Here is a 26792-nt window from a genome sequence, read left to right as displayed (position 1 = left end):
CCTCATGACACAGAACGCGCACGATGCGTTGGCGATCTCGTTGCCGACCGAGAACGCCCTGCCCGCTTTTGAAGACTGGTGGCCACTGATACTCAATGGAATCGAACAGCAGCTTGAAGATGAGTTGCCGTCGCCGGGAGTTCCACCGTCACGCTTGCATGAGGCCATGCGTTATGCAGTGTTGAATCCGGGAAAACGTCTGCGTCCCCTGTTGTGTCACGCCAGCGGCACGGCCTTTGATGCACCGGCCCAGGCCTTGGATATCGTCGGCGCCGCTTTGGAAATGGCGCACGTCGGTTCCCTGGTGTATGACGATCTGCCGGCGATGGACAACGATCACCTGCGCCACGGGCGCCCGACCCTGCACATCCAGTTCGACGAAGTCACCGCCATTCTGACCAGTACGGCCCTACTGGCGCAGGCATTCACCGCCCTGAACTATGTGCCGCTACCCGCCGCTCGTAAAGCGCTGTTGATGGCAGAGTTCGCGGTCGCAATAGGCTCGCAAGGCATGTGTGGCGGACAAATGCTCGACCTGAGCAGTCAGGGCGTAGCGCTCGACAGTACGGCCCTGGAGCACATGCACCAAATGAAGACCGGCGCGCTGATCCGCGCCTCCGTGCGCATGGGAGCACTCTGTGCCCAAGCGAGCGTTCCCAGCCTCAATGAACTAGATCGTTACGCGGCGGCCATCGGCCTGGCCTTCCAGGTCGTCGATGACATTCTCGACGTCACTCAGGACTCGGCGGCACTGGGGAAAACAGCCGGCAAGGATGCCCGGGATCACAAACCAACCTACGTCTCGCTTCTGGGCCTTGAACCCTCACGCAACCTGGTTCGGCAGTTAAATGAACAAGCCCATATTGCCTTGGTGAACTTCGATTTCCGGGCGATCTATCTGCACGACCTGGCTGACTTGATCGTCAACCGTCTGCGTTGAGACACATGGAGGAGTCCGAGATGTTCCAACTACTGAATACCATTGACAGCCCTCTCGACCTTCGAGCGTTGCATCCCAGGGCACTCTCGACCGTCGCCGACGAACTGCGGGCTTTTATCCTGCACAGCGTGTCACGAACCGGTGGGCACTTGTCGGCGAATCTGGGAACCGTAGAGCTAGCCATTGCGCTGCACTATGTGTTCGATACCCCCTATGATCGGATCGTCTGGGACGTTGGCCATCAATCCTACCCGCATAAGATCCTGACCGGACGCCGCGAGGCGATGGCCGGTATCCGCCAGTTAGGCGGGATATCCGGTTTCCCCCGACGCCAGGAGTCCGAGTACGACACCTTCGGCACGGCCCACTCCAGCACCTCGATTTCCGCAGCGCTGGGTATGGCTCTGGGAGCTAGGAACAAAGGTGAGCAGCGGCACGCCATCGCCGTCATCGGTGACGGCGCCCTGAGCGGTGGCATGGCCTACGAGGCAATGAACAACGCCGGCCTGCATCAGGACCTGCCATTCCTGGTGATCCTCAATGACAACGACATGTCGATCTCCCCGGCCGTCGGCGCGCTACGCCATTACTTGGGGAAATTGACGGCCCATCGCTGCACACCTCCGGCCAAGGCGGCGATCAAACGCATTCTGCGAGAACAAGCCGCAAAAAATGAAGGGACTGGGCACCCATTCGAAACACAGCTCACCGGGCTGAAACTGTCGGCGACCCTGTTTCAGGCGCTGGGTTTCAACTACATAGGCCCCGTCGACGGTCATGATCTCAATGAGCTGATTCCGGTGTTGCAGGCGCTGAAAAACCTGCGCGGCCCGCAGTTGTTGCATATCGTCACCGAAAAGGGCCATGGCTACAGCCCGGCGGCCAGCGATCCGGTGCTATACCACGGGCCTGGGAAGTTCAATCCGGAACAGGGCATTCAACCTACAATACCTGGCCGGCCGAGCTACACCCAGGTCTTCGGCAACTGGTTGTGCGATGAAGCAGAACTCGATCCGCGCGTCATGGCAATCACCCCGGCCATGCGCGAAGGTTCGGGTCTGACGGAGTTCGAGCGGCGTTTTCCCGACCGCTACTTCGATGTCGGAATTGCTGAGCAGCATGCCTTGACCTTTGCCGCGGGTCTTGCCAGCGAAGGCTTGAAGCCCGTGGTTGCCATTTACTCGACCTTCCTCCAGCGCGCCTATGACCAGTTGATTCACGATATCGCCATTCAGAACCTGCCAGTGGTGCTCGCCATCGACCGCGCCGGGATTGTCGGTGCGGACGGCGCCACCCACACCGGAGCGTTCGATATCGCCTATCTACGCTGTGTGCCCAACCTGATGATTATGGCCCCGACGGACGAAAACGAATGCCGACAGATGCTGCACACCGCTCTGCTGCAGAATGGCCCCGTGGCGGTGCGTTATCCACGCGGCGCCGGTAGTGGCGTCACCACGCAAGACGAGCTGAATGCCCTGCCCCTGGGCCGCGGTGAAATCCGTCGGCAATCGAGCCGCCCCTGGGGCTTGCGCATTGCTATCCTCGCCTTCGGCTCCATGCTGCTGCCCAGCCTCAAGGCCGCCGAGACCCTGGACGCGACAGTCGCCAACATGCGTTACGTCAAACCCCTGGATGTCGAGCTGATCGAAGCCCTGGCCTGTAGTCACGACCTGCTGGTGACGGTTGAAGAAGGCTGTGTGAAGGGCGGCGCCGGTGCCGCATGCCTCGAACATCTGGCCGTTTCAATGTTTTCCAACCCGGTTCTACAACTGGGGTTGGACGATCAATTCATCGAGCATGGCACACCGGAGCAACTGCTGAGCGCCTGCGGCCTGGACGCCGAAGGCATCGCCGCCGCAATCCAGATTTTCTCCGGGCAAGTGGCCATGGCACGCGGCGAATCCCGGCGGCAACTGACCATGGGAGGTTGCTCATGAACGTCATCCTGGCCCAACCTCGGGGCTTCTGCGCCGGTGTGGTGCGGGCGATCGATATCGTCGAACTGGCTCTGGAACAGTACGGTGCCCCGGTGTATGTCCGCCACGAAATCGTCCATAACCGTCATGTGGTCGACAGCCTCAAGGCCAAGGGCGCGATCTTCGTCGAGGAGCTCGATGAAGTTCCGGTGGATGCCGTCACCGTATTCAGCGCTCATGGCGTGGCCAGAGTCGTCGAGGACGCCGCGCGCCAACGCCAGTTGCGGGTGCTGGACGCCACCTGCCCGTTAGTCAGCAAGGTGCACAACCAGGGCCGCCAGTACGCCGCCAAGGGCCACCAGGTGATCCTGATCGGCGAGGCGGGGCATCCCGAGGTGATCGGCATACTCGGGCAAATTCCAGCTCCGGTGATGGTCGTGCGCAACGTGGAACAGGTGCAAACACTGCCCTTTGCGCCCGATACGCCGATAGCCTATATCACCCAGACCACTCTCAGCGTCGATGACACCAAGGCCGTGGTCCAGGCCCTGCGGCTGCGCTACCCGCAGATCGTCGGACCGGATACCCGGGACATCTGCTACGCCGTGCAGAATCGCCAGACTGCGTTGCGAGTCCTCAGCCAATGTGTCGACCTGGTGTTGGTGGTGGGCGCCGCAAACAGTGCCAATTCGCTGACTTTACGCGCAATCGCCGCCGAAACCGGCGTGCCTGCTTATCGGGTGGCCGATGGCGCCGAACTGGATCGGCAATGGTTTCAGGATATCGAGACCGTGGGTATCACCGCAGGAGCTTCCACCCCCGAAGCCTCGGTCGACAACGTGATCGCCGCCCTTGAAAAGCTGGCTCCTCTGACGATCAAAACACTGCCGGGTCGCGAAGAGCGAGTCCAGTTCAGTCTACCGGCAGGACTGATCGTCCGTAGTCGCTAAGCTGCCCAGCACAGGAACTAACGTTATGCCTACATTCGATCTTTCCCTGTTTTCCATCCCCTTTGAATCACGCATCAATCCTCACCACGAGGCCGTCACCGAGGCTTCTAGATCCTGGTTCCGGTCGATGGAATTCGAGAACCACGAGTACGTCATGCAGGAGTATGAAAACAATCGCCCCTGCGAGTTGGTAGCCAGAGGGTTTCCTGATATCGGGCCGGTTGAGTTGGAACGCGTGACGAATCTGACCTTTTGGTTCTTTCTGCTGGATGACGGCCTGGATCAAGGTGCTAAAAGTTTGCCGCCCGCCGCTGCCAGACAACGCCTCGAACGGATGCTTTCCCTGCTTAGGGGACCTGCCGACGCAATATCTCCAGACACCGCCCTTGAACGTTCAGGTGTGTCATTGATGACATCGATGCTCGATGAAATGACCCCGCGAGGCCGAACACGCTTTCTCGATGAGATAGCCGGTCTGTTCAGTTGGGTATCTCATGAAGTGGAGGCCCGCGCCAGCTCGGGCGTGCCGGATCTATTGAGTTTTGTGCGGCAGCGCAGATCCACTTGCGCCGCCATGGTCATCTTCAGGGCCGGTGAATATGCCAACCACGCGGAACTACCGGACGCCTTTCACCAAAGTCGGCTGTTTGAAACGCTACAGAACTGCGCCACCGATGTGATCGCCATGGTCAACGACCTATTTTCCTATGACAAAGAGATGCTGCACGCCGAGAGCAACAACTATGTACCAGTCTGTCGGCACCTGCTGGAGGCGCCCATTGATGAATCGGTGGCGTTTCTCCACCGATTGCTGGCTTCACGTGTTAACTGCTTTCAGAAGGCCCGAAAGCGATTGAAGGCATTGATCGAAACTCTGGCCTTCTCAGCCATCGAGCAACGCGCGATCCGTCTCTTCGCGGACATGCTGGAGCACTGGATGCGCGCCAATCTGGACTGGTCGCTACAGGTGCCCCGCTACAACGACTTTCATCAACGATAGAAATTGAGTCAATGAACACTCACATTTCTAGTGCACTCATTGCACTCGGTCGAACCCCCAATTATGAGGTCCGAGATTATGTCTTACGTCGATCTTCCATCGATCCACATTCCCTTTGTCTCACGCATCAACCCACATCAGGACGAGGCGGCCCGCGCCTCCAGTGACTGGCTGGAGTCGATGGGGTTGCTCAACCCCCAAGCGCACCGCTCGCTTGAAGCAGGCCGATTCTTCGAGCTGGCTTCCAGATCTTATCCTGAGGTGCAAGTGCGGGAGCTTGAGTGGATGATCAGTCTGATCAGCTGGATTTTCCTATTGGACGACGCGCTCGACCAAGGTGCCTTGAGAAACCGTGTCGGTGAGGCGGAGGCATTGTTGGCGCGCCTGTTCTCGCTATTATCCGCCGATCAGGACGTGGCCCCCGCCACGTCAGGGCTGGAGCAGGCAGGAGTGGCCTTGATGGGGTCGATCGGCAGTGCGTTGAGCCCCCACGGCCAACAGCGGTTACTCGCCGATATCCGCGCCTACTTCGACGCCGTATTGAAAGAGATTGAGGCCAGGGTCAGCGGCGAACCCCTCGATCTCCTGGCCTTCGCCGAGGTCCGTCGCTATACCGGCGCCACTCACCTGATGTTCTGCGCCGGTGAAGCCGCCCGGCATACCGAACTGCCTGACGCCTTCTGCCGTAGTTGGCCTTTCCAGGTCCTGCAGGACACTGCCAGTGATGTGGTGGTGTTGGTCAATGATATTTTTTCCTATGGCAAAGAAAGCCATTACGACGAAATCAACAACTACATGATGGTCTGCCAACACCATCTGGGTCTATCGCTGCAGGAAGCCATGACGTTCGTCAACGACTTGCTGAATGACCGTGTCCGGGCCTTCCAGCAGGCGCGAGCGAGGCTGCCGCTATTCATTGAGCGCCAGCGGTATCCACACGCGCAAAGAGTGGCGATTGAACGCTACGTCGACACGCTGAAAAACTGGATGAGCGGCAATCTTGTATGGTCATCGCAAGTGCCCCGTTACAATGATGTGCGTGTCCGACAAGGGGTGAACTGATGAATATCACTCTTCCACGGCGCAAAACCCGCGAGGTGGTTATCGGTCCCGTCACGATGGGCGGCGACAGTCCGATCGTGGTCCAGGCCATGACCAATACCGATACCGCCGACGCCCGAGCGACTGCCGCCCAGGTCGAGCAATTGGCCCTTGCTGGCGCCGAACTGGTACGGATCACGGTTAATGGGCATGAGGCGGCATCCCAGGTGGCGAAGATCCGCGAGTTGCTCGACGCACGGCAGATCAACGTGCCCCTGATCGGCGATTTCCACTTCAATGGCCATCGCTTGCTGGCAGCCTACCCCGATTGTGCCCAGGCGCTGGACAAGTATCGGATCAACCCCGGCAATGTCGGCAAGGGCGCCAGGCGCGACTCGCAGTTCTGCGAGATGATCGAAATTGCCTGTCGCTACCAGAAACCGGTGCGCATTGGCGTTAACTGGGGCAGCCTCGACCCAGACCTGTTGGCACGTATGATGGACACCAATGCAATGTTGGCCGAGCCGCAGGCCGCTGACGCGGTGATGCGCGAGACCTTGGTGGTCTCGGCGCTGGAGAATGCGCAACGGGCCATTGAGGTCGGTCTGCCGGCACAACGGATCGTGCTGTCGGCCAAGGTTAGCCACGTTCAGGACCTGATTGCCGTGTACCGCAACCTCGCCGCGCGTTGCGATTTCCCGCTGCACCTGGGCTTGACCGAAGCGGGCATGGGTTCCAGGGGGATTGTCGCGTCCACCGCCGCCTTGGCGGTTCTGCTGCAAGAAGGCATCGGTGACACGCTGCGCATCTCACTCACCCCGGAACCCGGCGGTGATCGCACTCGCGAGGTGCAGGTTGCCCAGCAGATCCTACAGTCCATGGGCCTGCGGGCGTTCACCCCTGCGGTGGTGGCTTGCCCCGGCTGTGGACGTACCAGCAGCAGCTTTTTCCAGGAATTGGCCCGGCAGATCGAGGATTACCTTCGCGAGCAGATGCCGATCTGGAAAGGTCTTTTCACCGGGGTCGAACAACTCCAGGTGGCGGTCATGGGGTGCGTGGTCAACGGGCCGGGGGAAAGTCGCCTGGCCGATATCGGCATTTCCCTGCCAGGGGCCGGGGAACATCCGTCGGCGCCGGTGTACATGGATGGCGAGCGGGTGCTGACCCTCAAGGGCAGCACCATCGGCGATGATTTCACCTGCTTGCTCCAGGCCTATGTCGCGGCCCGTTACGGCGGGCAAGCCGCTGCACGCGAACGGCTGGCGCAGATGGTCAGCCAATACACGGCCCATTCCCATGAGCTGATCGCCCGTGGCGATCAGTAACCACGGAGTTAGCATATGCACCAGCGCCTGACCCTGCTCGGGGCCACCGGCTCCATCGGCGACAGCACCCTTGACCTGGTAGCGCGGCATCCCGAGCACTTTTCCGTGTTCGCGCTGACCGCGCACCGCAATATCGACAAGCTTTACCGCCAGTGCCTGAGCTTCAAGCCCGCCGTGGCGGTGGTAGCCGGTGCCGAGGGCGCCCTGCAGTTATCGACCCGACTGAAAGCGTCGGGCTACAACACCGAGGTACTCCACGGTCCGCAGGCGTTGATGGCGGTGGCTGTGGCCAACGAATGCGACACCGTGGTCGCGGCCATTGTCGGGGCTGCCGGGCTGGCTTCGACACTAGCCGCCGCCAACGCCGGTAAACGCATCCTGCTGGCCAACAAGGAAGCGCTGGTAATGTCCGGCGCCCTGTTGATGGGGCGTGTCGCTGCGACGTCGGCGCGGTTGCTGCCGGTGGACAGCGAACACAACGCGATCTTCCAGTGCCTGTCGACTCACCCAGGCGTGTGCCCCGAACGCCTGATCCTGACGGCTTCCGGCGGGCCGTTCCTGACCCGTCCGTTGGACACCCTCGGCAGCGTCACCCCCGACCAGGCCTGTGCCCATCCGAAGTGGCGCATGGGCCGCAAGATCTCGGTCGACTGTGCGACCATGATGAACAAGGGCCTGGAGGTGATCGAGGCCCACTGGCTGTTCGATATGCCCGCTGAACGAATCGAGGTGCTGATTCACCCGCAAAGTATCGTGCACTCGATGGTGGTGTACGCCGACCAATCGGTACTGGCGCAATTGGGTAATCCCGATATGCGTACCCCCATCGCCCAGGCCCTCGCCCACCCACGGCGTATCGACTCCGGTGTCGAGCCGCTGGACCTGACACGCTGCGAGCCGCTTGCCTTCAGCAAGCCGGACCTGTTGCGCTTCCCCTGCCTGCATTTGGCCCTTGAAGTAGCGCGCGGCGGTTGTGAACTGAGTGTGGTGCTCAATGCGGCCAATGAAGTGGCGGTAGCGGCTTTTCTGGCCGGCGCGCTGGCCTTCAGCGATATCACCCGAGTCGTCTCGCAAACCCTGGAACAGACAGCCTCGGTGGCCATAGACAGTCTTGAGGCAATCGAGGAGACCGACCGCCGTGCACGCGCCAGGGCGCTGCAATTGTCAGACTTGCCACCAGCGCGGTAACAGTTGCCGGACCCTGGCCTCGGCAAAACGATCGTCGATCAGCATCACCACGCCACGATCCTGCTGGCTGCGAATCACCCGACCTGCGGCCTGCACGACTTTCTGCAACCCTGGGTACAGGTAGGTGTAGTCATACCCGGCACCGAACAGCGCTGCCATGCGTTGTTTGATCTGTTCATTGACCGGGTTCAGTTGGGCCAATCCCAAGGTCGCGATAAACGCGCCGATCAGGCGCTGGCCGGGCAAATCGATGCCCTCGCCAAATGCCCCACCCAACACTGCGAAGCCGATGCCTTGGCTGTGCTCGGTGAACTGTTCGAGAAAAGCTTGGCGTTGGCTTTCATCCATGTGTCGCGATTGCTCCCAGAGTGGAATCCGTGGATGCCGTTCAGCCAACAACCGCGCCACCTGCTGCAAGTAATCAAAGCTGCTGAAGAACGCCAGGTAGTTACCGGGGCGCTGCGCGAACTGCTCCGCCAGCAACTCGACAATGGGGAGCAACGACGCCTGACGATGGACGAAACGGGTGGAAATCTCGCTGACCACCCGCAGTTCAAGCTGCTCGCGTCGGAACGGCGACTCGACATCGATCCAGGCGGTATCGGCCGGCAGTCCCAGCAAGTCGGCGTAGTAATGCCTGGGGCTCAGGGTTGCGGAGAACAGTACGCTGCTGCGAGCGGCTGCCAGCCGTGGGCGGATAAAGGCTGCGGGTACCACATTGCGCAGGCACAACTGTGACAGACGTCGCCGGCCATGCTCGCGCAGGCTGATATCAAAGAGAAAGTGTTCGTCGAACAGCTCCCCGACCCGAGCGAATTGCAGGAGGTCGAAGTAGAACGTTTGGAGTTCGGCTCCCAGTCCTTGCGGATGCTCGTTGAGGTAATCGCCGAGGGTCGAGATGCTGCGCGACATGGCCTGAAGCAGCCGGGTCGGCGCTTGGGCATAGGCCTGATAGGCCACGACCGACTCCTTGTGCAAGGCATTCCACTCGCGGTTCAGCCGTTGCAGCGATTTTTTCAGGGGCTCTGGCGCGTTCTGGCGCAAGCGATTGAGGTTCTGCTGGTCCAGGCTGGCGCTGTACATCTGCCGACCGCGCTCCACCAGGTTGTGGGCCTCGTCCACCAGCGTTGCCACTCGCCACCGGTTGGCCTGGGCCAGGCCGAACAGCAGCGCGCTGGAGTCGAAGTAATAGTTGTAGTCGGCGATCACCCAATCCGCCCAGCGCGCCATTTCCTGGCTCAGGTAGTACGGACAGATGGCGTGGGTCAGGGCGATTTCCCGCAGCGCCCGGCGATCGAGCAGGGCGACACCGCTAGCCGCCTGGCGCGCAGCCGGCAAACGATCGTAGAAACCCCGCGCCAGCGGGCAGGCATCGCCATGGCAGGCCTTGTCCGGATGTTCGCAGGCCTTATCGCGGGCCACCAATTCCAGCACCCGCAAAGGCAGGCCGGGGCTGCTGTCGTACAGGACCTGTGCCGCATCGAGGGCGAGCTGGCGCCCTGGGGTCTTGGCCGTCAGGAAAAACACCTTGTCCAATTGCTGTGGCGCCAGGGCCTTGAGCAGCGGAAACAGGGTGCCGAGGGTCTTGCCGATACCGGTCGGCGCCTGAGCCAGCAGGCAGCGCCCGGTACTCACCGCCTTGTACACCGTTTCCGCCAAGGTGCGCTGGCCGGGGCGAAAGTCACCATGGGGGAACGCCAACGCCTGCGCCGCCAAGTTACGAGCAGTGCGATGACCTGCTTCCTGATCGGCCCAGTGCAGGAACAGCGAGCACTGCCGCTCAAAGAAAGCCTTGAGATCGGCGGCCTTCCAGGTTTCGCGCAGCAGGGTTTCCTTTTCGCTGAGAATGTCGAAGTACACCAGTGCCAGGTGGATTTCCGTCAACCGCAAGTGCTCGCAGGCCAGCCAGCCATAGATCCGCGCCTGGGCCCAGTGCAACTGGCGATGGTTGGCCGGCTGAGTGGCGAGATCGCCGCGATGGGCCTTGATTTCCTCCAACTGGTTTTGCATCGGATCATAGCCGTCCGCTCGCCCCCTGACCGACAGGCCCTGGTAATGCCCTTCCAGCGCCAGTTCGGCCCGATACCCCTCGTTACGCCGCGCCGTCACGGTGCGATGCCCGACAATACCCTCCAAGGCGCTCGGTGACGGAGTGAAGCGTAGGTCCAGGTCGCCGGTCTTGGCGGTGAATTCGCACAAAGCGCGTACAGCCACGCTGTAGTTCAAGTGAGCAGCTCCGCCCATTGAACATGGCACACGGCAACCGGCATCTGGTGCTGGTGACAGAACTCCAACCAGCGCAATTGGTTATCCTGCAAGCGATCACCCGGTCCCTTCACCTCAATCATCCGATAGGTCTTGCGTGCTGGCCAGAATTGGATCAGGTCGGGCATGCCGGATCGGTTGGCCTTGATATCCAGCAGCAGGCGTTCGAACCAGTGTTTCAGGTGGACCGCCGGCAGGCACTCCAGGGCCTGTTCCAGCAGCTCTTGGGTCAGCACGTTCCAGAAGACAAAGGGTGATTGCAGCCCCCATTTGCTGACAAAGGTGTGACGCATGGTCTGCTTGTAGCGCAGGTCCGCCAATTGCTCCAGGCACTGGGCGAACAGCTCGGCCCGGCGCGGATAAAAATCCTCGCTGTGCAGATCGGCCGGCCCGCTTTGGAAGGGATGGAAGAACGCTCCCGGCAACGGCGCGAAGATCGCCGGCCAGCACAGCAGGCCGAACAGTGAGTTGATCAGGGTATTTTCAACCACGTGTACCGGCGCATGATCCTCATGCAGGTGCCGGGCGACCCGTTGTTCGACCGATTCATTCGGCTCGTGGCTCAGACTCAAGTCCAGCCGCGTCACCGGCGTCGGGGCTTTGCGCTCCTGCACCGCCAGCCCAAGCCGACGTCGCAGCCGTGGCAAGATTCGCAGCAGATGCTGTTGCTCCTCGGCACTCTCTGGCCTCGCTTCGGCTTCGCTGGCGAGTGCCATGGCCCGCGTGGGCTCGCCCAGGCGTTCTAATACCCGGATGCTGCGCAGGCGGGCACCGGGATAGCGGCATCCGCCATAGATCGCCAAGGCACCAGGCAGGTCCTGCAGCCGCTCGCTGTATTGTCCCAGTTGAAACAGCAGCTTATGCCGTCGCCGCTCCAACCAGGGGTTGTCGGTCTGCAATCGCTGGATATGCTCCAGCACCTGAACGGTCTCCACCCCAGCTTCCAGGGCCTCACGGGCGCTATGCAGGTGCAGGTAGCCGTCCACGTCGGCGCGGCTGCGCAAGCTGCGCGACTCGACGCTGAACTCGACCTTTTCATAACTGAAGATGCCCAGGTCAGCCAGCACGAACTCGGACCAGTCCTGATAGAGATTGCCGAAGAACATCAGTCGCAGGCGCTCGCACAATGTCATGACTTGCAGGCTGTAGAGTCGATCAGTCAGTTGCGGACACCACTGGGCGAACGAACGTGTCTCGTCCTTGAAGTGTGCGCCAAGGACGGCCAGCAATTCGCTTTTTCTGGCCTTGGGTTGCCCGATAAAGGCCTGGAACGCTTGCACGATCTCGGCTTTTTGCAGTACCGCGAACAAAGCCTCCAACTCCAGCGAAGTGTCGTCCCGGACCCAGCCCAGGGCCAGCAAGGGCACCACCGCCACTTCGCTGTCGCCGATTTCGCCATAGTTCAGCTTGCTGGCGCGAAAGTGCTCGCCCTTGCGCATCACCAGGCGCACCAGCAGAGCCCGCGAAACTTTGGGCAAGGCTGAAAAATCTTCGATGAACGCCCATTCCTGCTCGTTCAATAGATCGGCATAACGCTGCGCCAGCCAGTCGAGTACGTGCTGGAAGTTATTCAGGTAGTAAAACGGATCGGCAAAGGGCTGGATCGTCACAGGCGGGTAGGACCACGGTTATCAAATGCTGGTTATACATACAGATAACAGCCCTCCCCCACGCCTGGCAAATACAATCGGACCAAAGGATTTCCAGGCGCCCGCTTTCAGGGAATCGATTCCAGGCGCAAGGCGTCGGCCAACGCCCCCAGGGCTTGCTCCAGATGGCGATGGCCGTTGGAGGTGGTGCTCAGGCGTAGGCAATCGCGGTGTAAGCCATGCAGGCTGAACAATTCACCGGGGGCCATGACGATCTTCTGCTCCAGCAGGCGTTCGAATACCTTACGCATGTCCGTCGGACGCGAAGCTCGTGCCCAGACGGTTGCGCCGCCCTGAGGTGTGACGAAGTCCAGGCTGTCGGCCAGGCGTGCGCGCAACAACTGGCTGACCTGCAACATCCGTTCGTTGAGCAGCCGCCGTAGCGTGCTCAGGTGCTGATCGATGCGTCCGCTGTTGTACAGGCGGGCAATCGCCTTCTGTCGCGTCGGCGACATGCGAAACGAGCGCAGCAGGAAATGCCGCTGCAACTCCATCCCCAGATGCCGTGACAACAGATAGCCGAACGGTGCCTCGCAGCCCATGAAACGCTCGAAACTGGCGAATACCAGCAGGCGATCCGGATCGACCAGATCGCGCATGCACACCCCTCCGGTTTGAAAGGCGAGTTCGCCATGACTGTCGTTCTCCAGCAGCCAGACCCCGAAGTGCTCCAGCAATCGGGCGATCTGCTGGCGCTGCTCCAGTGGCATCAGGCTACCGTGGGGCATATTGATTCTGGAAGACATCAGCAACAGTTTGACCGATTGGGTCTGCAACAGATGTTCAAGTCCCTCCAGATCAAAGGCACCGTGGCTGTCCAGCGGTAGTTCGACCACATTCACCCCGCCGGCCTGCAACAACCGCAGAATCACCCAATCGCCAGGCGACTCGACCAATACCGTTGCCTGTTTCAGGGACAGCGCGGCCATCAGCGTTTCCAGGACACTGCGCAGGTCGGCACCGATATAGACATCGTCGGCATGCCAATAGCGCTGCGCCGAGGTGGTGTAACGTACCGCCAGGGCGGTGCGCAGCTCCAGTTCGCCAAATGGTTGGAACTGCGGTTGCTGCTGTCTAGGATACTGACGCACCAACTCCCGCTCAAGCAGCAGCAGTGGATTGTCCAGCGACAACAGCAACGCAGGCTCATCGCTGCTTAGCACCAGAGTGCCGGGGCGGCGCGAATGCACGTACATCCGCTCCAACAGGTCGGCACCGCTGCTGATGAACGCATTGCCGGAGACCGGCAATGCGTAATAGCCCGATTTGGCCTGGGAGTAGACCCGACCCTCCTTCTCCAGCAAGGAGTAGGCGTACTGGATAGTCGAGATCGACACGTTCAGGCGTTCGGCCAGATGCCGCAACGAGGGCAGCTTGACCCGCGCATCGGTTTCCACCTCATTGATCAGGTTGAGCAGATAACGGTAGACCGACTGATAGGCGAAGTCCGAATGCTTGCGCCCTCTGGTCGTTCGTGGAACCGCATCGGGTTCGGGAGTTTCTGAAGCTATCAATACCAATCCTTTTAGCGTCCCGACAGGACTTCTTTGCAGATTTCACCGTTATCGGGATTGATGATGTCAATACGATGTTTATCTGGATCACCGGCCCGGATCCGGGCAATCAGCGAGACGGAGCTGTTGAAATCGACCTGGGTTTTCCGATACAACTCCTGCAATAGCTTAAGTGTCAGGCCGCTGACATTCGTCAACCACTGTTCCACCTGCTCGCCAGTCGGCTGGGCCGACAGGGCTCTGTGCAGGTCCGGCAATGCCACCAGCATGCCCGGATGGCAGTGGCGCAGAAAAGGCTCCAGGCCAAGGCCCTGATTGACGAACGGCGCGAACAGCAAGCAGATCAGTTGCTCTTCTCGCAGGCCGTAGGCCTCCTGGGCATACGCCCCGGCCAGGGCGCGACGGTTGAGAAGTTTTTCCGGCGTATCGTAGGCGACCATGGCCTGCTCGATCAGACGTGTCGACATGCGTTTCTTACGCATCATCACCGCGGCCAGTTGCAGGTATTCGGTAATGCCCGTCTGGTAGCTCAGCTCCCGGACATATTGCGCCTGCAAGCCACGCATATGAGCCATCAGCAAGGGGTTGGCGCAATCCGATTCGCTGAAGTGGAAGGCCAGGTCCTCAAAGCGGAAGCCGAGGAACTCCGTCAGCAACGGCCAGCGTTGCTCGATGTTGCTGCCCACCAGGTCATAGACACTCACTAGCATCGGTGCATTGGCGTGACCGATGGCCGGACCCTGGGGTTGCGCCGGGGTGTCGCCATAAAGCTCTCGATAGTACTCAAGACTCAGCTCATTGCAGTTGTGCACAACCTCTTCGAACTCCAGCGGCCCCCTGCTTTGCTTGTTCCGATCAGGGCCGGCGGTCGAGCGCAGCAGCCAGGTCAGGTACTCCTTCTGTTCCCGTGGGGAATCACCGATGATCAGGGCACTGCTACCCTTGTCCCAGGCACTGGCGCGCTGGTGAAAGTCCGCCATCGACAGGTAGCAACTGTTGCAGAACATTGCCCGGCCATCACCCGCTGTCAGATGGCCGTTCATAAGCAAGTTGCGTCGATTGAAATCGCGATTGAGATCGGACATCGGCGTCCGGTGCTGAAACGGGCGGACATGTCGGTTGTCCACCATCAACAACTCCACGCGGGGGTCGTCGTAGACGAACAGCGCGCAGTAACCGCGGTGAATATTATCCATGACCGTAGCGGTCACGCCGGCATGCCGCAAGGTGGCGATACGCAGCTTGAACGTGGCTGGCGAGCGCCCGGCGATGCTCAACTGAGCGGCCCGCAGGAAGGCCAAGGTGTAACTGCTGTCCTTGCCCCCGCCATGGGGCACCATGACCTTGAACTCGCCGATGCGCTCAATGCCGCCTGCGGCCACGATTAAACGCTGGATCAACAACTGCAATGCGATACGTTCGGCACGTGAGAAGTAACTCAACAACCGTTGTAGAACCTGTTGATAGACATAGTTCATTGCCTGCTCGTGAATAGAGCTCATAGCCTTTACACCTGGATTGGGTTCAGTGTCGGGCAACCGGCGCTCGTAATTATCAACGCATGTTATGTTCAGGAGTGTATTCACCGTCCACAGTTGGACAAGTCGAATTACAATTAAGAGTATGACTCCAAACCTGTAACATCCACAGCAAGGGTATGCGAGTGTGACCTAAGTCACGGATTGCCGGTCAATAATGGGGAAATCTTTGCGGCGATAAGAACATCCTAGGAATATTCTTACACTTACCTACAACTATTGATCACACGAATAAGTTCAATATAAAGAGAGCCCCTATTCGTACTCATCCTCTTCCCACCCGTTCCCCGTGAACACCCTGATTGAAAATTGTGCAATTGCATCGAACGGTACAACAACTGAAACTCGATCATGACTCGTTCCTTGAGCTGAAAGTTACCGGTTAATTATCAGTGTTTACAAGGCGATTAACAGATACAGAATTTGGAAAAAAACCGGTTCAGTTGCCCAAATAATCACTTTTTTCGGCAACTTTCTTACAAAAAAATCAATCATTTGTTGGACAAAACAAAAAGCCCCGTATCAGTTGACTGATACGGGGCTTGATAATTGCTTGCATGACCTCAGACGGGATCGACCTGCAGTGCCACCCGCCCACGGCATGGACAAGCGTCCATGAGCCGATGAGCCTCGACAAACTCATCGAAAGGGAACGCACGGATTTCCAGTGGCGACAGGACACGGTCCGCTGTCAGTTGGTTGATATCGCGCAGTGCCTGGCGTACCGCCGGCTGATCCTGAGCAATGCCCAGTTCTGGCTTGCCGGTGAAGTTGCCGATACAGTGTACGAAGAACTGGATGTTCTTCTGGAAAGCCGCACAGGCCGGGAATGGCGTCTGATTACCGCCCTGCAGGCCATAAAGCACCAAGCTGCCACGCGGTGCGAGGACATCGCCAAGCATCGACATTTGCGGGCCACCAAGGCCGTCGAAGACCATGTCGACGCCACGACCATCGGTGTACTTGGTGATCTGCATCAACAAATCCTGCTCTTCGGTGACGATAACTTTCTCGGCACCCAGGGCCAGCAGAAAATCACGCTCCTCGGCGGTCTTGGTCGCAGCAATCACTTTCACACCCAGGGCCTTGCCCAGTTGCACGAACGCCGGGCCGGCACAGTGGCTGGCGTCGGTGACCAGAGCAAACTGCCCCGGCTTGACCTGGGCCAGGTTGACATAGGCGAAATAGGCGATCAGCAACGGTGTGTAGTGGACGCTGGCCTCAACCGGAGTCAGCACATCCGGGTAATGGGCCAGGGCCGAACGCGGCAGCACAATTACCTCACCGTAGACGGGGTAGTCGTTGGGGCTCTGGGCCGGGAAGCTGGCGACTCTGTCGCCGATCGACAGATCGTCCACTCCATCACCGATAGCAGTGACCACACCGGCCATCTCGTGACCGATACCCGCCGGCAGCAGAGCACGGGAGGAGGCCAGATTCTGCCGCCAGAGAACATCATACCAGCTGATGCCAATCGCTTCGACACGTACCTGCACTTCACCCGGTGCAGGCACAGGGGCCACATGCTCTTCGCATTTGAGCACCTCGGCTGAACCAAATTTGTGAAAACGGATCGTGCGTGACATCGCAAACCTCGCCAAAATGAACCTCTGATGACACGAACTCTATCCGGGGTTTCCCTTGAAGACTATCTGTGCCCATTAATAGTCGACATGCCTGTCATTGATTGGCGAGCATTGTACACAATGTTGGCAATCTAGGCCGGGGACCGCAAGCAAGGTCGCTTTTTCCTGCCAATGAGCCCCTCGGCTCAGGGTTTCAGGCGCCGACGTGACCCCGCGCATCACTCTGGCATAAACCCTGACATAAATAGGAAAGTTTATTTTCCCAGTGCGAATCAGGTGTCTTTGCCCGTATTATTGACCTTATCCGTCATTGACCGACCAGTGAAGCGAGCCCGATGAACCGTAACGACCTGCGCCGCGTCGATCTGAACCTACTGATTGTATTCGAAACCCTGATGCACGAACGGAGCGTGACCCGAGCGGCGGAAAAGCTGTTCCTCGGTCAGCCGGCCATCAGTGCGGCACTGTCGCGCCTGCGCGGCCTGTTCGATGACCCATTGTTCGTGCGTACCGGGCGAAGCATGGAACCTTCGGCCCGTGCCGTGGAGATCTTCGCCCTACTCTCGCCAGCGCTGGACTCGATCTCCACTGCGGTGAGCCGCGCCTCCGATTTCGATCCGGCGACCAGTACCTCGGTGTTTCGCATCGGCCTGTCGGACGACGTCGAGTTCGCCCTACTGCCGCAGTTGCTCAAGCGGTTACGGGCGGAGGCTCCGGGTATCGCCCTGGTGGTCCGCCGCGTCAATTACCTGCTGATTCCAGCCAAGCTGGGTTCCGGTGAGATTTCCATCGGTGTCTGCTATACCACCGACCTGCCTGCCAACGCCAAACGCAAGGTCTTGCGTCGCAGCTCCTCAAAACTGCTGCGCGCCGATACCGTGCCCGGCCCGCTGTCGCTGGACGACTTCTGCGCGCGTCCGCAAGCGCTGGTGTCGTTTGCCGGCGACCTGAGTGGCTTTATCGATACCGAGCTGGAAAAGCTCGGGCGCAAGCGGCATGTCGTGCTTGCGGTTCCACAGTTCAACGGCTTGAGTACGCTGATCAGCGGTACCGATATTGTCGCCACCGTGCCCGACTACACCGCCGACGCCCTGACCGCCGCGGGTGGCGTGCGGGCCGAGGACCTGCCGTTGCCGGTGCAGACCTTCGAACTGCACATGGCCTGGCGCGGCTCCCAGGACAACGATCCGGGCGAACGCTGGTTGCGCTCGCGGATCCAGATGTTCTGCGGGGATCCGGATAGCCTCTGACCATACCGCACTCGCCCCAACAGGAGGATACGATGACGATTCGCGCGGTGGTTTTCGATTTCGGCGGCGTCTTGTTCGATTGGAGCCCGCAGTACCTGTACCGCCAATTGATCGCCGATGAGCACGAAAGGCAGTGGTTTCTTGACAACATCTGCACCCAGCAATGGAACACCGAGCAGGATGCCGGTCGCTCGCTGGCCGAAGCCACTCGCAGCTTGATTGCCCGACACCCGCGACATGAGCCCCTGATCCAGGCCTATTACGACCGCTGGCACGAAATGTTACGCGGTCCACTGCCAGGAGGCGTAGCCATCCTGGAAGCGTTGCATAGCGCCCAGATGCCGTTATTCGGGTTGACCAACTGGTCGGCCGAAACCTTTCCCTATGCCCGTGCCCATTACCCCTTCCTGCAGCGCTTTCGCGACATCGTGGTGTCGGGCGAGGTGAAGCAAATCAAGCCCGATGCCGGGATCTACCATATGAGTCTGGATCAGGTGCGGGCGCACCTGCCGGATATCCAACCCAATGAAGTCGTGTTTATCGATGACGTCGCAACCAACATAGACGCGGCCGTTGCTCTCGGTTGGCAGGGTATTCACCACGTGTCCGCCGAAGTGACGCAAGCGTGCCTGCATGAGCTAGGTGTGCGTTTTTAGGACCGCGCGATGCCGACAGTTGGCCCCAGCGGGGCCGACACCTCCCATCACCCGGCCCCGCTCATCAGCTAACGTTGCCTATGAATGGCAACGCCAGGTATAGCTTGATCACGATGGCATTGGCGATATCGATAAAAAACGCCCCGACCATAGGCACCACCAGGAACGCGATCCGCGACGGGCCGTAACGCTGGGTCACCGCCTGCATATTGGCAATCGCCGTGGGCGTCGCGCCCAAGCCAAAGCCGCAATGCCCGGCGGCCAGGGCTACGGCATCGTAGTTGCGGCCCATCACCCGGAAGGTGACGAAGATCGCGAATAGCGCCATCAGCACGGCTTGAGCCGTCAACAGGATAAAGATCGGCAAGGCCAGCGCCGCCAGATCCCAAAGCTTCAGTGACATCAGCGCAATGGCCAGGAACAGCGACAAGCTGACATTGCCCAGTACCGATACCTCGCGCTCGAACACCTCATGCCAGCCCAGCGCCGATAGGCCATTGCGCAGCACCACGCCAACAAACAGCACACAGACGAAGGTCGGTAGCTCAAGAGCCGTACCCTTGATTAATTCACTCAGAAAGGTACCGGCCAACAGACTGATGGCAATCAACGCCAGTGTCTCGATAAAGGAACCTGGGGTGATCATCCGCTCGCGCTCGGGCTGCTCGAAGCCCTTCGGCACACTCGGGACTTCATCGATCAGCTTTTGGGCCTTTACGCGCTTGATTAACAATCTGGCTACTGGCCCGCCGATCAGACCGCCGAGTACCAGGCCAAAGGTTGCCGAGGCCATGGCCAGCTCCGAGGCGGACGTCACCCGATACTGCTCGGTAAACACCGAACTCCATGCGGCACCCGTACCGTGGCCGCCCGACAAGGTGATTGAGCCTGCCAACAACCCCATCAGCGGATCCAAGCCCAAGGCGGCGGCCAATGACACGCCGAGGGCGTTTTGCACCACCAGCAACCCGACGACCACCAGCAGGAAAATACCCAGGACCCGCCCGCCTTTCCTCAGGCTGGCGAAATCGGCGCCCAGGCCGATAGAGGCGAAGAAGGCCAACATCAGTGGCATTTGCAGGGAGGTGTCGAAGCTCACCACAAAGTCGGCGAAGACCCGCAATAGCAACAGCATCAACGCTACCACCAGTCCGCCGGCGACAGGCTCGGGAATATTGTAGGTGCGCAGGAACCCGACACGGGAACACAGTCCACGGCCGAGCAGCAACACCAAGGAAGCGGCTACCAGCGTGCCGTAGAAGTCGAGTTGAACCATATGGATAATCCTCGGTAATTATTTTTGTCTGACGATGTTCTGGACAAAGTCGAGCCGCCCCGACAATACGAGTGTCGAGGTGTGAATCAGCGGGCTCCTGTATTTAATCAACGTAATCAATAATCGAAAGGAGACGTAATGAGCGGATGTCAGAAATGTGGTCGTAGTCTGAAATCGCACACCTGCAAGGGCTGACGATGTTTTTACCGGTCTTGTGGGTAATACTCTGCTGCTGTATTCGCCCGTCTGCCGCCCCGCCATTTTACTGAAGCCTATCGGCAGCGATGTAGGCTTTATTCCTTCACAATGTCGGATAATTCCGAATATTCAGACCGATAAGCATGCCATTACCAACTGTCGTCAGGCCTTTTCTGGAGGGGCGGCACATTTCCTACATCAGGCCAACGTCATGGCAGACTGCGCGACGCGAAAAAATAGCCTATATCGGTCTGTAGGGGCTGTGTCACCGCCCTTTCTCTTATTTACTGAAACAGTGATTTGCGATTTAAGCCATGGATAGACACCTAACGGAAGGCGCATGCTAGAGAGCTAAGTCTGCGTTGCTATCATTCCGAATGATAGTTACCTTCGCTTCATTCGATTCGTGTGTGATCAACGCTCACAGCATGATCCGCTCATCTCAATAGATTGGCGGCTTCTCCATGGAACATTCACTTAAGCTTTTGCGCTTTCCCCTGGCTACCCTGGCAGTCGTCGTGCTCAGTGCCTGCGGCAAGACACCCGTGGCGGGTGGCGCAATGCCGGCGAGCAAGGTCAGTGTGGCCAAAGTCATCGAACAGCCTGTCAACGAATGGGACGAGTTCACCGGACGCCTTGAGGCCCCGGAAACCGTGGAAATCCGCCCACGGGTTTCCGGGCAGATCGACCAAGTAGCCTTCACCGAAGGTGCGTTGGTGAAGAAGGGCGACCTGTTGTTCCAGATCGACCCGCGCCCCTATCAAGCTGAAGTCCATCGTCTCGAAGCCCAATTGCAACAAACCCGTGCCACTGCCAGCCGCACGGCCAACGAGTCCGAGCGCGGCAAACGGCTGTTGAGCAGTAACGCCATCTCCGCGGAGTTGGCCGACAATCGCACCAGCACCGCCCAGGAAGCCAAGGCGGCCGTCGATGCGATCCAGGCACAACTGGATTTGGCCCGCTTGAACCTGAGCTTCACCCGCGTCACCGCACCGATCAGCGGCCGTGTCAGCCGTGCCGAAATCACCGCCGGCAACATCGTCACTGCCGATGTCACACCGTTGACCAGTGTGGTCTCCACCGACAAGGTCTACGCCTATTTCGACGCCGACGAGCGGGTCTACCTCAAGTACGCCCAATTGGCGCGCCAGGGTAAGCGGGGCCAGACCACTCCGGTCTACCTGGGCCTGTCCAATGAAACCGGCAACCCGCACCTGGGCCAAATGAACTTTGTCGACAACCAGGTCAACCCCCGGACAGGCACCATCCGTGGTCGCGCCGTGTTCGACAACAGCGACGCCAGCTTCACGCCCGGCTTGTATGCCCGCGTAAAGCTGGTCGGCAGCGGCACCTACGCCGCCGTGCTGATCAATGACGAAGCGGTGGGCACCGACCTGGGTAAGAAGTTTGTGCTGGTGGTGGACGCCGACAAGAAGATCGCCTATCGCTCGGTCGAGTTGGGCCCAAAAATCGAAGGACTGCGAATCGTGCGCAACGGCCTGAACAAGGATGACGTCATTGTCGTCAAGGGCCTGCAACGTGTGCGTCCGGGCTCGCTGGTAGATCCTGAGGTGATCCCGATGGCCAGCCAGGAAACTCTCGCTGCCCTGGCAGAACAACGGCAAGTGCTGGAAGCCAGCAACCTGCCGCAGGTTACCCCGGCCAAAGATGCTTCGGCCCAGGCTAGCAAGCTGGCTGCAGCGACCCCACGCGGTTAAGGGATATACTCGATGAATTTTTCCCAGTTCTTCATATCAAGACCGATTTTCGCGGCAGTATTGTCGCTGTTGATCCTGATCGCCGGTGCGATCTCGCTCTTCCAGTTGCCGATAAGCGAATACCCGGAAGTGGTTCCGCCTACCGTGGTGGTACGTGCCAACTTCCCCGGCGCCAACCCCAAGGTCATCGGCGAGACCGTGGCCGCGCCCCTGGAGCAAGCCATCACTGGCGTCGAGAACATGCTTTACATGTCCTCGCAGTCCACTGCCGACGGCAAGCTGACCCTGACCATCACCTTCGCTCTGGGTACTGATCTGGATAACGCGCAGGTGCAGGTGCAGAACCGTGTGACCCGCACCGAGCCGAAGCTGCCGATTGAAGTGACTCGCATCGGTATCACCGTCGACAAAGCTTCGCCCGACCTGACGATGGTGGTGCACCTGACTTCGCCGGACAAGCGCTACGACATGCTCTATCTGTCCAACTATGCGTTGCTCAATATCAAGGATGAGCTGACGCGTCTGAACGGTGTCGGTGACGTGCAACTGTTCGGTATGGGCGACTACTCCCTGCGGGTATGGCTAGACCCGAACAAGACCGCGTCGCGCAACCTGACCGCCAGCGATGTAGTGAACGCGATTCGCGAGCAGAACCGTCAGGTCGCGGCCGGTCAACTGGGGGCGCCTCCGTCGCCCTCTGCTACCAGTTTCCAGATGTCGATCAACACTCAGGGTCGCCTGGTCTCGGAGGAAGAGTTCGAGAACATCGTGATTCGCGTAGGCGACAACGGCGAAATCACCCGTCTCAAGGACATCGCTCGAGTCGAGCTTGGCTCTAACCAGTACGCGCTACGCTCGCTGCTGAACAACCAGCCGGCGGTGGCACTGCCCATCTTTCAGCGTCCTGGCTCCAACGCCATTGAGGTGTCCAACCAAGTTCGCGCCAAGATGAACGAACTGAAGAAGGACTTCCCGCAAGGTATGGACTTCAGCATCGTCTACGACCCGACGGTTTTTGTGCGCGGCTCCATCGAAGCCGTGGTGCATACGCTGTTCGAAGCCCTGATCCTCGTGGTTCTGGTGGTCATCCTGTTCTTGCAGACCTGGCGTGCCTCGATCATTCCGTTAGTCGCGGTGCCAGTGTCGCTGATCGGCACGTTTGCGGTCATGCATATGTTCGGCTTCTCGCTCAACGCCTTGTCGCTGTTCGGCCTGGTACTGGCGATCGGTATCGTGGTGGACGACGCCATTGTGGTGGTGGAAAACGTCGAGCGTAATATCGGCCTGGGCCTCAACCCGGTCGAGGCTACGCAGCGCGCGATGCGTGAAGTGACCGGCCCCATTATCGCCACGGCGCTGGTGCTCTGTGCGGTGTTCATCCCGGCGGCGTTCATCTCCGGCTTGACCGGTCAGTTCTACAAGCAATTCGCCCTGACCATCGCCATTTCGACCGTGATCTCGGCGTTCAACTCCTTGACCTTGTCGCCGGCGCTGGCTGCCGTATTGCTCAAGGACCACCACGCGCCGAAAGACCGTTTCTCGAAAATCCTCGACGCGTTGTTGGGCGGCTGGTTGTTCCGTCCGTTCAACCGCTTCTTCGAACGAGCCAGCCATGGTTATGTCGGCGCCGTGACCCGGGTCATCCGAGTCAGCGGCGTCGCCCTGGTGCTCTACGCCGGACTGATGGTCCTGACCTGGCTGGGGTTTTCCACCACGCCGACCGGCTTCGTGCCCGGCCAGGACAAGCAGTACCTGGTAGCCTTTGCCCAACTGCCGGATGCGGCCAGCCTGGACCGTACCGAAGAGGTGATGAAGCGCATGTCCGACCTGGCGCTGAAGCAGCCTGGCGTGGAAAGCGCGGTGGCCTTCCCCGGCCTGTCGATCAATGGTTTTACCAACAGCCCGAACGCTGGCATCGTGTTCGTGACCCTCAAGCCCTTCGACGAGCGCAAGGACCCGAGTAAATCGGCCGGTGCCATCGCCAGCGCCCTGAACGGCAAGTTTGCCGGCATCCAGGAAGCCTATATGGCAATCTTCCCGCCACCGCCCGTTCAAGGCCTGGGCACCATCGGTGGCTTCCGCCTACAGATCGAGGACCGCGGCAACCTGGGCTACGACGAGCTGTACAAAGAAACGATGAACATCATCACCAAGAGCCGCAGCGTGCCGGAACTGGCCGGGTTGTTCACCAGCTATACCGTCAACGTACCGCAAGTGGATGCTGCCATCGACCGTGAGAAGGCCAAGACCCACGGTGTGGCTGTCAGCGATATCTTCGACACCCTGCAGGTCTACCTAGGTTCGCTGTACGCCAACGATTTCAACCGCTTCGGCCGCACCTATCAGGTCAACGTTCAAGCCGAACAGCAATTTCGTCTCGAATCCGACCAAATCGGCCAGCTGAAAGTACGCAACAACAGGGGCGAGATGATTCCGCTGGCTACCTTCATCAAGGTCAGCGACACCTCGGGGCCGGACCGTGTGATGCACTATAACGGTTTTATCACTGCGGAAATCAACGGCGCCGCGGCACCGGGCTACAGCTCTGGCCAGGCCCAGGCGGCCGTCGAGAAACTGCTCAAGGAGGAATTGCCCAACGGTATGATCTATGAGTGGACCGACCTGACCTATCAGCAGATCCTCTCGGGTAATACTGCTTTGCTGGTGTTCCCGCTCTGTGTACTGCTGGCATTCCTGGTACTGGCGGCACTGTATGAAAGCTGGAGCCTGCCGCTGGCGGTGATCCTGATCGTGCCGATGACCCTGCTGTCGGCCATTGCCGGGGTGATTGCGTCTGGTGGCGACAACAACATCTTTACCCAGATCGGCTTGATCGTATTGGTGGGCCTGGCGTGCAAGAACGCGATCCTGATCGTCGAATTCGCCAAGGATAAGCAAGAAGAAGGCCTCGACCCGTTGAGCGCGGTGCTGGAAGCCTGCCGTCTGCGTCTGCGGCCGATCCTGATGACCTCCGTCGCCTTCATCATGGGCGTGGTACCCCTGGTGGTTTCCAGCGGTGCCGGTGCCGAGATGCGTCATGCCATGGGTGTGGCGGTGTTCTCCGGGATGCTCGGAGTGACCTTCTTCGGCTTGCTGCTGACTCCGGTGTTCTATGTATTGATTCGCCGCTCTGTGGAGCGCAGTGAGAATCGTAAGGCGGCACGGGCCCTCAAGCTGGAGGCGCAACAATGAGCCGTGTAAAAGTCTTTCTACCCAGCCTGCTGGTATTGGCATTGAGCGCCTGTGCCGTCGGCCCGGACTACAAAACGCCTGACACGGCGCCGGCAAATATCACCTCCGCCACCGATGGCAGCGCCGGCCAGAAGAACTTCGATCGTGCCCACTTCGAAGGTCTCTGGTGGCAGCAGTTCGACGATCCGACCCTCAACCAGTTGGTGACTCAATCCCTGGCTGGCAACCGTGAGTTGCGTGTCGCCTTCGCCCGCCTGAAAGCGGCGCGGGCGATCCGCGATGACGTCAGCGACGACGCCATGCCGACCATCACCAGCCGTGCCAGTGCCGATTTGGGCAAGAGTCAGGTACCGTCGGGTCAGAGTGACAAGCGGGTCAATAACGACCGTTATGACCTCGGTCTGGACATGGCCTGGGAAATCGATTTGTTTGGCCGCATCCAGCGCAACCTGGAAGCCGCCGACGCCGATCAGCAGTCGGCGCAGGCCGACCTGTACCAGTTGCAGGTAACCATGATTGCCGAGCTGATGGATGCCTACGGGCAACTGCGCGGCGCGCAACTACGGGAAAAAATCGCCCTGGCCAACCAGAAGAACCAGCAGGAGTCCAAGGGCATCACCGAAAGCCTGCGCGATGCCGGTGTCGGCGAACAGCTCGATGTGGTCCGCGCCGATGCCCGCCTGGCGGCGGTCGAAGCCAGTGTGCCGCAACTGCAAGCCGAACAGGCGCGCGATCGCAATCGCATCGCGACGTTGCTCGGCGAGCGTCCGGATACCTTGTCGGTGGACTTAAGTCCCAGGGACCTGCCGGCGATCTCCAAAGCCCTGGCCATCGGTAATCCGGGCGAGTTGTTGCAACGTCGTCCGGATATTCTCAGCGCCGAACGCAAGCTGGCGGCCGCCACCGCACGGATTGGCGTGGCCAAGGCCGACCTGTTTCCACGGGTCAGCCTCAGCGGTTTCCTCGGGTTCACCGCCGGACGCGGTTCGCAGATCGGCTCCTCGGCGGCCAATGCCTGGGCCCTCAGTCCGAGTATCACCTGGCCGGCGTTCAATCTGGGGAGCGTGCGGGCTCGCCTGCGCGGCGCCAACGCCGAAGCCGAAGCTGCCCTGGCGACCTACGAACAGCAAGTATTGCTGGCCCTGGAAGAATCGCAGAATGCGTTCAGCGACTACGGCAAGCGCCAGCAACGCCTGATCTCGTTGATTCGCCAGAGCGAATCGAGCCGTACCGCGGCGGACCTGGCGGCGATCCGCTATCGCGAAGGCACCGTGGACTTCCTGGTGTTGCTCGATGCCCAACGCGAGCGCTTGGCTGCCGAAGACAGTCAGGCCCAGGCCGAGACCGACCTGTATCGCGGCATCGTGGCCATCTACAAGGCCCTGGGCGGCGGCTATGCGCCGCAGACGGTGGCCAGTAACTGATTCAAACTCTCCTGGTTGGATGCTCCCCCAACCTCTTCGACCCCGCGCCCATTCGGTCGTGGGGTTTTTTCGGCCGCGAAAACCTTGGGAACAGCAACAGGTACCTGCACGGTCGAACGGGAGATTTTGGCAAGCCTCGGGGAAATCGAGCTGATGTTGCCTC

At 59.9% G+C, this 26792-nt stretch carries 18 protein-coding genes; 12 read left to right on the top strand and 6 right to left on the bottom strand.

Features of this window, described 5'->3' with window-relative positions; genetic code table 11:
• Nucleotides 1–4: 4 nt before the first annotated feature.
• The 7 genes from AWM79_RS06200 (at nucleotide 5) to AWM79_RS06170 (ending at nucleotide 8363) form a co-directional block, all read left to right on the top strand.
• A complete protein-coding gene (locus tag AWM79_RS06200) occupies nucleotides 5–940 on the top strand; it encodes a polyprenyl synthetase family protein (protein WP_017133844.1) in 936 nt (311 codons plus the stop codon).
• Nucleotides 941–960: 20 nt separating this feature from the next.
• Nucleotides 961–2880 carry a 1-deoxy-D-xylulose-5-phosphate synthase gene (gene dxs, locus AWM79_RS06195; RefSeq protein ID WP_060782421.1) on the top strand — a complete coding sequence of 640 codons (1920 nt, stop codon included), beginning with the start codon at nucleotides 961–963 and terminating at the stop codon, nucleotides 2878–2880.
• Nucleotides 2877–3809: a 4-hydroxy-3-methylbut-2-enyl diphosphate reductase gene (ispH, locus tag AWM79_RS06190; protein ID WP_017133846.1), complete on the top strand. Its 933-nt coding sequence runs from the start codon at nucleotides 2877–2879 to the stop codon at nucleotides 3807–3809. Before dxs ends, ispH begins: the two co-directional genes overlap by 4 nt.
• 25 nt (nucleotides 3810–3834) lie before the next feature.
• On the top strand, nucleotides 3835–4809 hold the full coding sequence (locus AWM79_RS06185) for a terpene synthase family protein (RefSeq protein WP_017133847.1): 975 nt from the start codon (nucleotides 3835–3837) through the stop codon (nucleotides 4807–4809).
• A 78-nt stretch (nucleotides 4810–4887) separates the two neighbouring features.
• The gene (locus AWM79_RS06180; protein ID WP_060782420.1) at nucleotides 4888–5871 is read left to right on the top strand and encodes a terpene synthase family protein; all 984 of its coding nucleotides are present in this window, start codon (nucleotides 4888–4890) and stop codon (nucleotides 5869–5871) included.
• The gene (ispG, locus tag AWM79_RS06175) at nucleotides 5871–7175 is read left to right on the top strand and encodes a flavodoxin-dependent (E)-4-hydroxy-3-methylbut-2-enyl-diphosphate synthase (protein ID WP_017133850.1); all 1305 of its coding nucleotides are present in this window, start codon (nucleotides 5871–5873) and stop codon (nucleotides 7173–7175) included. Before AWM79_RS06180 ends, ispG begins: the two co-directional genes overlap by 1 nt.
• 15 nt (nucleotides 7176–7190) lie before the next feature.
• Nucleotides 7191–8363: a 1-deoxy-D-xylulose-5-phosphate reductoisomerase gene (locus AWM79_RS06170; RefSeq protein ID WP_060782419.1), complete on the top strand. Its 1173-nt coding sequence runs from the start codon at nucleotides 7191–7193 to the stop codon at nucleotides 8361–8363.
• Here AWM79_RS06170 and AWM79_RS06165 read toward each other — a convergent pair.
• From AWM79_RS06165 to AWM79_RS06145, 5 genes are all read right to left on the bottom strand, one after another.
• Nucleotides 8340–10589: an ATP-dependent DNA helicase gene (locus AWM79_RS06165; RefSeq protein WP_060782418.1), complete on the bottom strand. Its 2250-nt coding sequence runs from the start codon at nucleotides 10587–10589 to the stop codon at nucleotides 8340–8342. The two genes, AWM79_RS06170 and AWM79_RS06165, sit on opposite strands and share 24 nt — an antisense overlap.
• Nucleotides 10586–12238 (bottom strand): VRR-NUC domain-containing protein, encoded by a 1653-nt coding sequence (locus AWM79_RS06160; RefSeq protein ID WP_060782417.1) that lies wholly within the window; start codon nucleotides 12236–12238, stop codon nucleotides 10586–10588. Before AWM79_RS06160 ends, AWM79_RS06165 begins: the two co-directional genes overlap by 4 nt.
• Before the next feature lie 107 nt (nucleotides 12239–12345).
• Nucleotides 12346–13791: an aminotransferase-like domain-containing protein gene (locus AWM79_RS06155; protein ID WP_017133855.1), complete on the bottom strand. Its 1446-nt coding sequence runs from the start codon at nucleotides 13789–13791 to the stop codon at nucleotides 12346–12348.
• Between the two features lie 11 nt (nucleotides 13792–13802).
• Nucleotides 13803–15293: a hypothetical protein gene (locus tag AWM79_RS06150; RefSeq protein WP_060782416.1), complete on the bottom strand. Its 1491-nt coding sequence runs from the start codon at nucleotides 15291–15293 to the stop codon at nucleotides 13803–13805.
• A gap of 599 nt (nucleotides 15294–15892) precedes the next feature.
• A complete protein-coding gene (locus AWM79_RS06145) occupies nucleotides 15893–16915 on the bottom strand; it encodes a zinc-dependent alcohol dehydrogenase family protein (protein ID WP_060782415.1) in 1023 nt (340 codons plus the stop codon).
• 335 nt (nucleotides 16916–17250) lie between these two features.
• On the opposite strand from AWM79_RS06145, the gene AWM79_RS06140 reads away from it, so the two are divergent.
• Both AWM79_RS06140 and AWM79_RS06135 read left to right on the top strand, forming a co-directional pair.
• Entirely contained in the window at nucleotides 17251–18165 is a 915-nt protein-coding gene (locus AWM79_RS06140) for a LysR family transcriptional regulator (protein ID WP_017133858.1), read from the top strand.
• Nucleotides 18166–18197: 32 nt separating this feature from the next.
• Nucleotides 18198–18821: an HAD family hydrolase gene (locus AWM79_RS06135; RefSeq protein ID WP_060782414.1), complete on the top strand. Its 624-nt coding sequence runs from the start codon at nucleotides 18198–18200 to the stop codon at nucleotides 18819–18821.
• Nucleotides 18822–18885: 64 nt separating this feature from the next.
• On the opposite strand, the gene gltS is transcribed toward AWM79_RS06135, so the two are convergent.
• Nucleotides 18886–20097, bottom strand: a complete 1212-nt coding sequence (gltS, locus tag AWM79_RS06130) for a sodium/glutamate symporter (RefSeq protein ID WP_017133860.1) — start codon at nucleotides 20095–20097, stop codon at nucleotides 18886–18888.
• A gap of 662 nt (nucleotides 20098–20759) precedes the next feature.
• Between gltS and mexE the strand changes: the two genes are divergently transcribed.
• The 3 genes from mexE to AWM79_RS06115 are packed head-to-tail and all read left to right on the top strand — an operon-like array spanning nucleotide 20760 to nucleotide 26629.
• Complete coding sequence (gene mexE / locus AWM79_RS06125; protein WP_017133861.1) at nucleotides 20760–22013, top strand: multidrug efflux RND transporter periplasmic adaptor subunit MexE; 1254 nt, start codon at nucleotides 20760–20762, stop codon at nucleotides 22011–22013.
• A gap of 12 nt (nucleotides 22014–22025) precedes the next feature.
• Nucleotides 22026–25205, top strand: coding sequence for an efflux RND transporter permease subunit (locus AWM79_RS06120; RefSeq protein ID WP_060782413.1), 3180 nt, complete (start codon nucleotides 22026–22028; stop codon nucleotides 25203–25205).
• Nucleotides 25202–26629, top strand: a complete 1428-nt coding sequence (locus AWM79_RS06115) for an efflux transporter outer membrane subunit (protein WP_060782412.1) — start codon at nucleotides 25202–25204, stop codon at nucleotides 26627–26629. The genes AWM79_RS06120 and AWM79_RS06115 overlap by 4 nt, the downstream gene beginning before the upstream one ends.
• The last annotated feature ends 163 nt before the right edge of the window (nucleotides 26630–26792 follow it).

The organism is Pseudomonas agarici, assembly GCF_001543125.1.
GTDB lineage: Bacteria > Pseudomonadota > Gammaproteobacteria > Pseudomonadales > Pseudomonadaceae > Aquipseudomonas > Aquipseudomonas agarici.
This window is presented reverse-complemented; position numbering and strand designations above follow the sequence as displayed.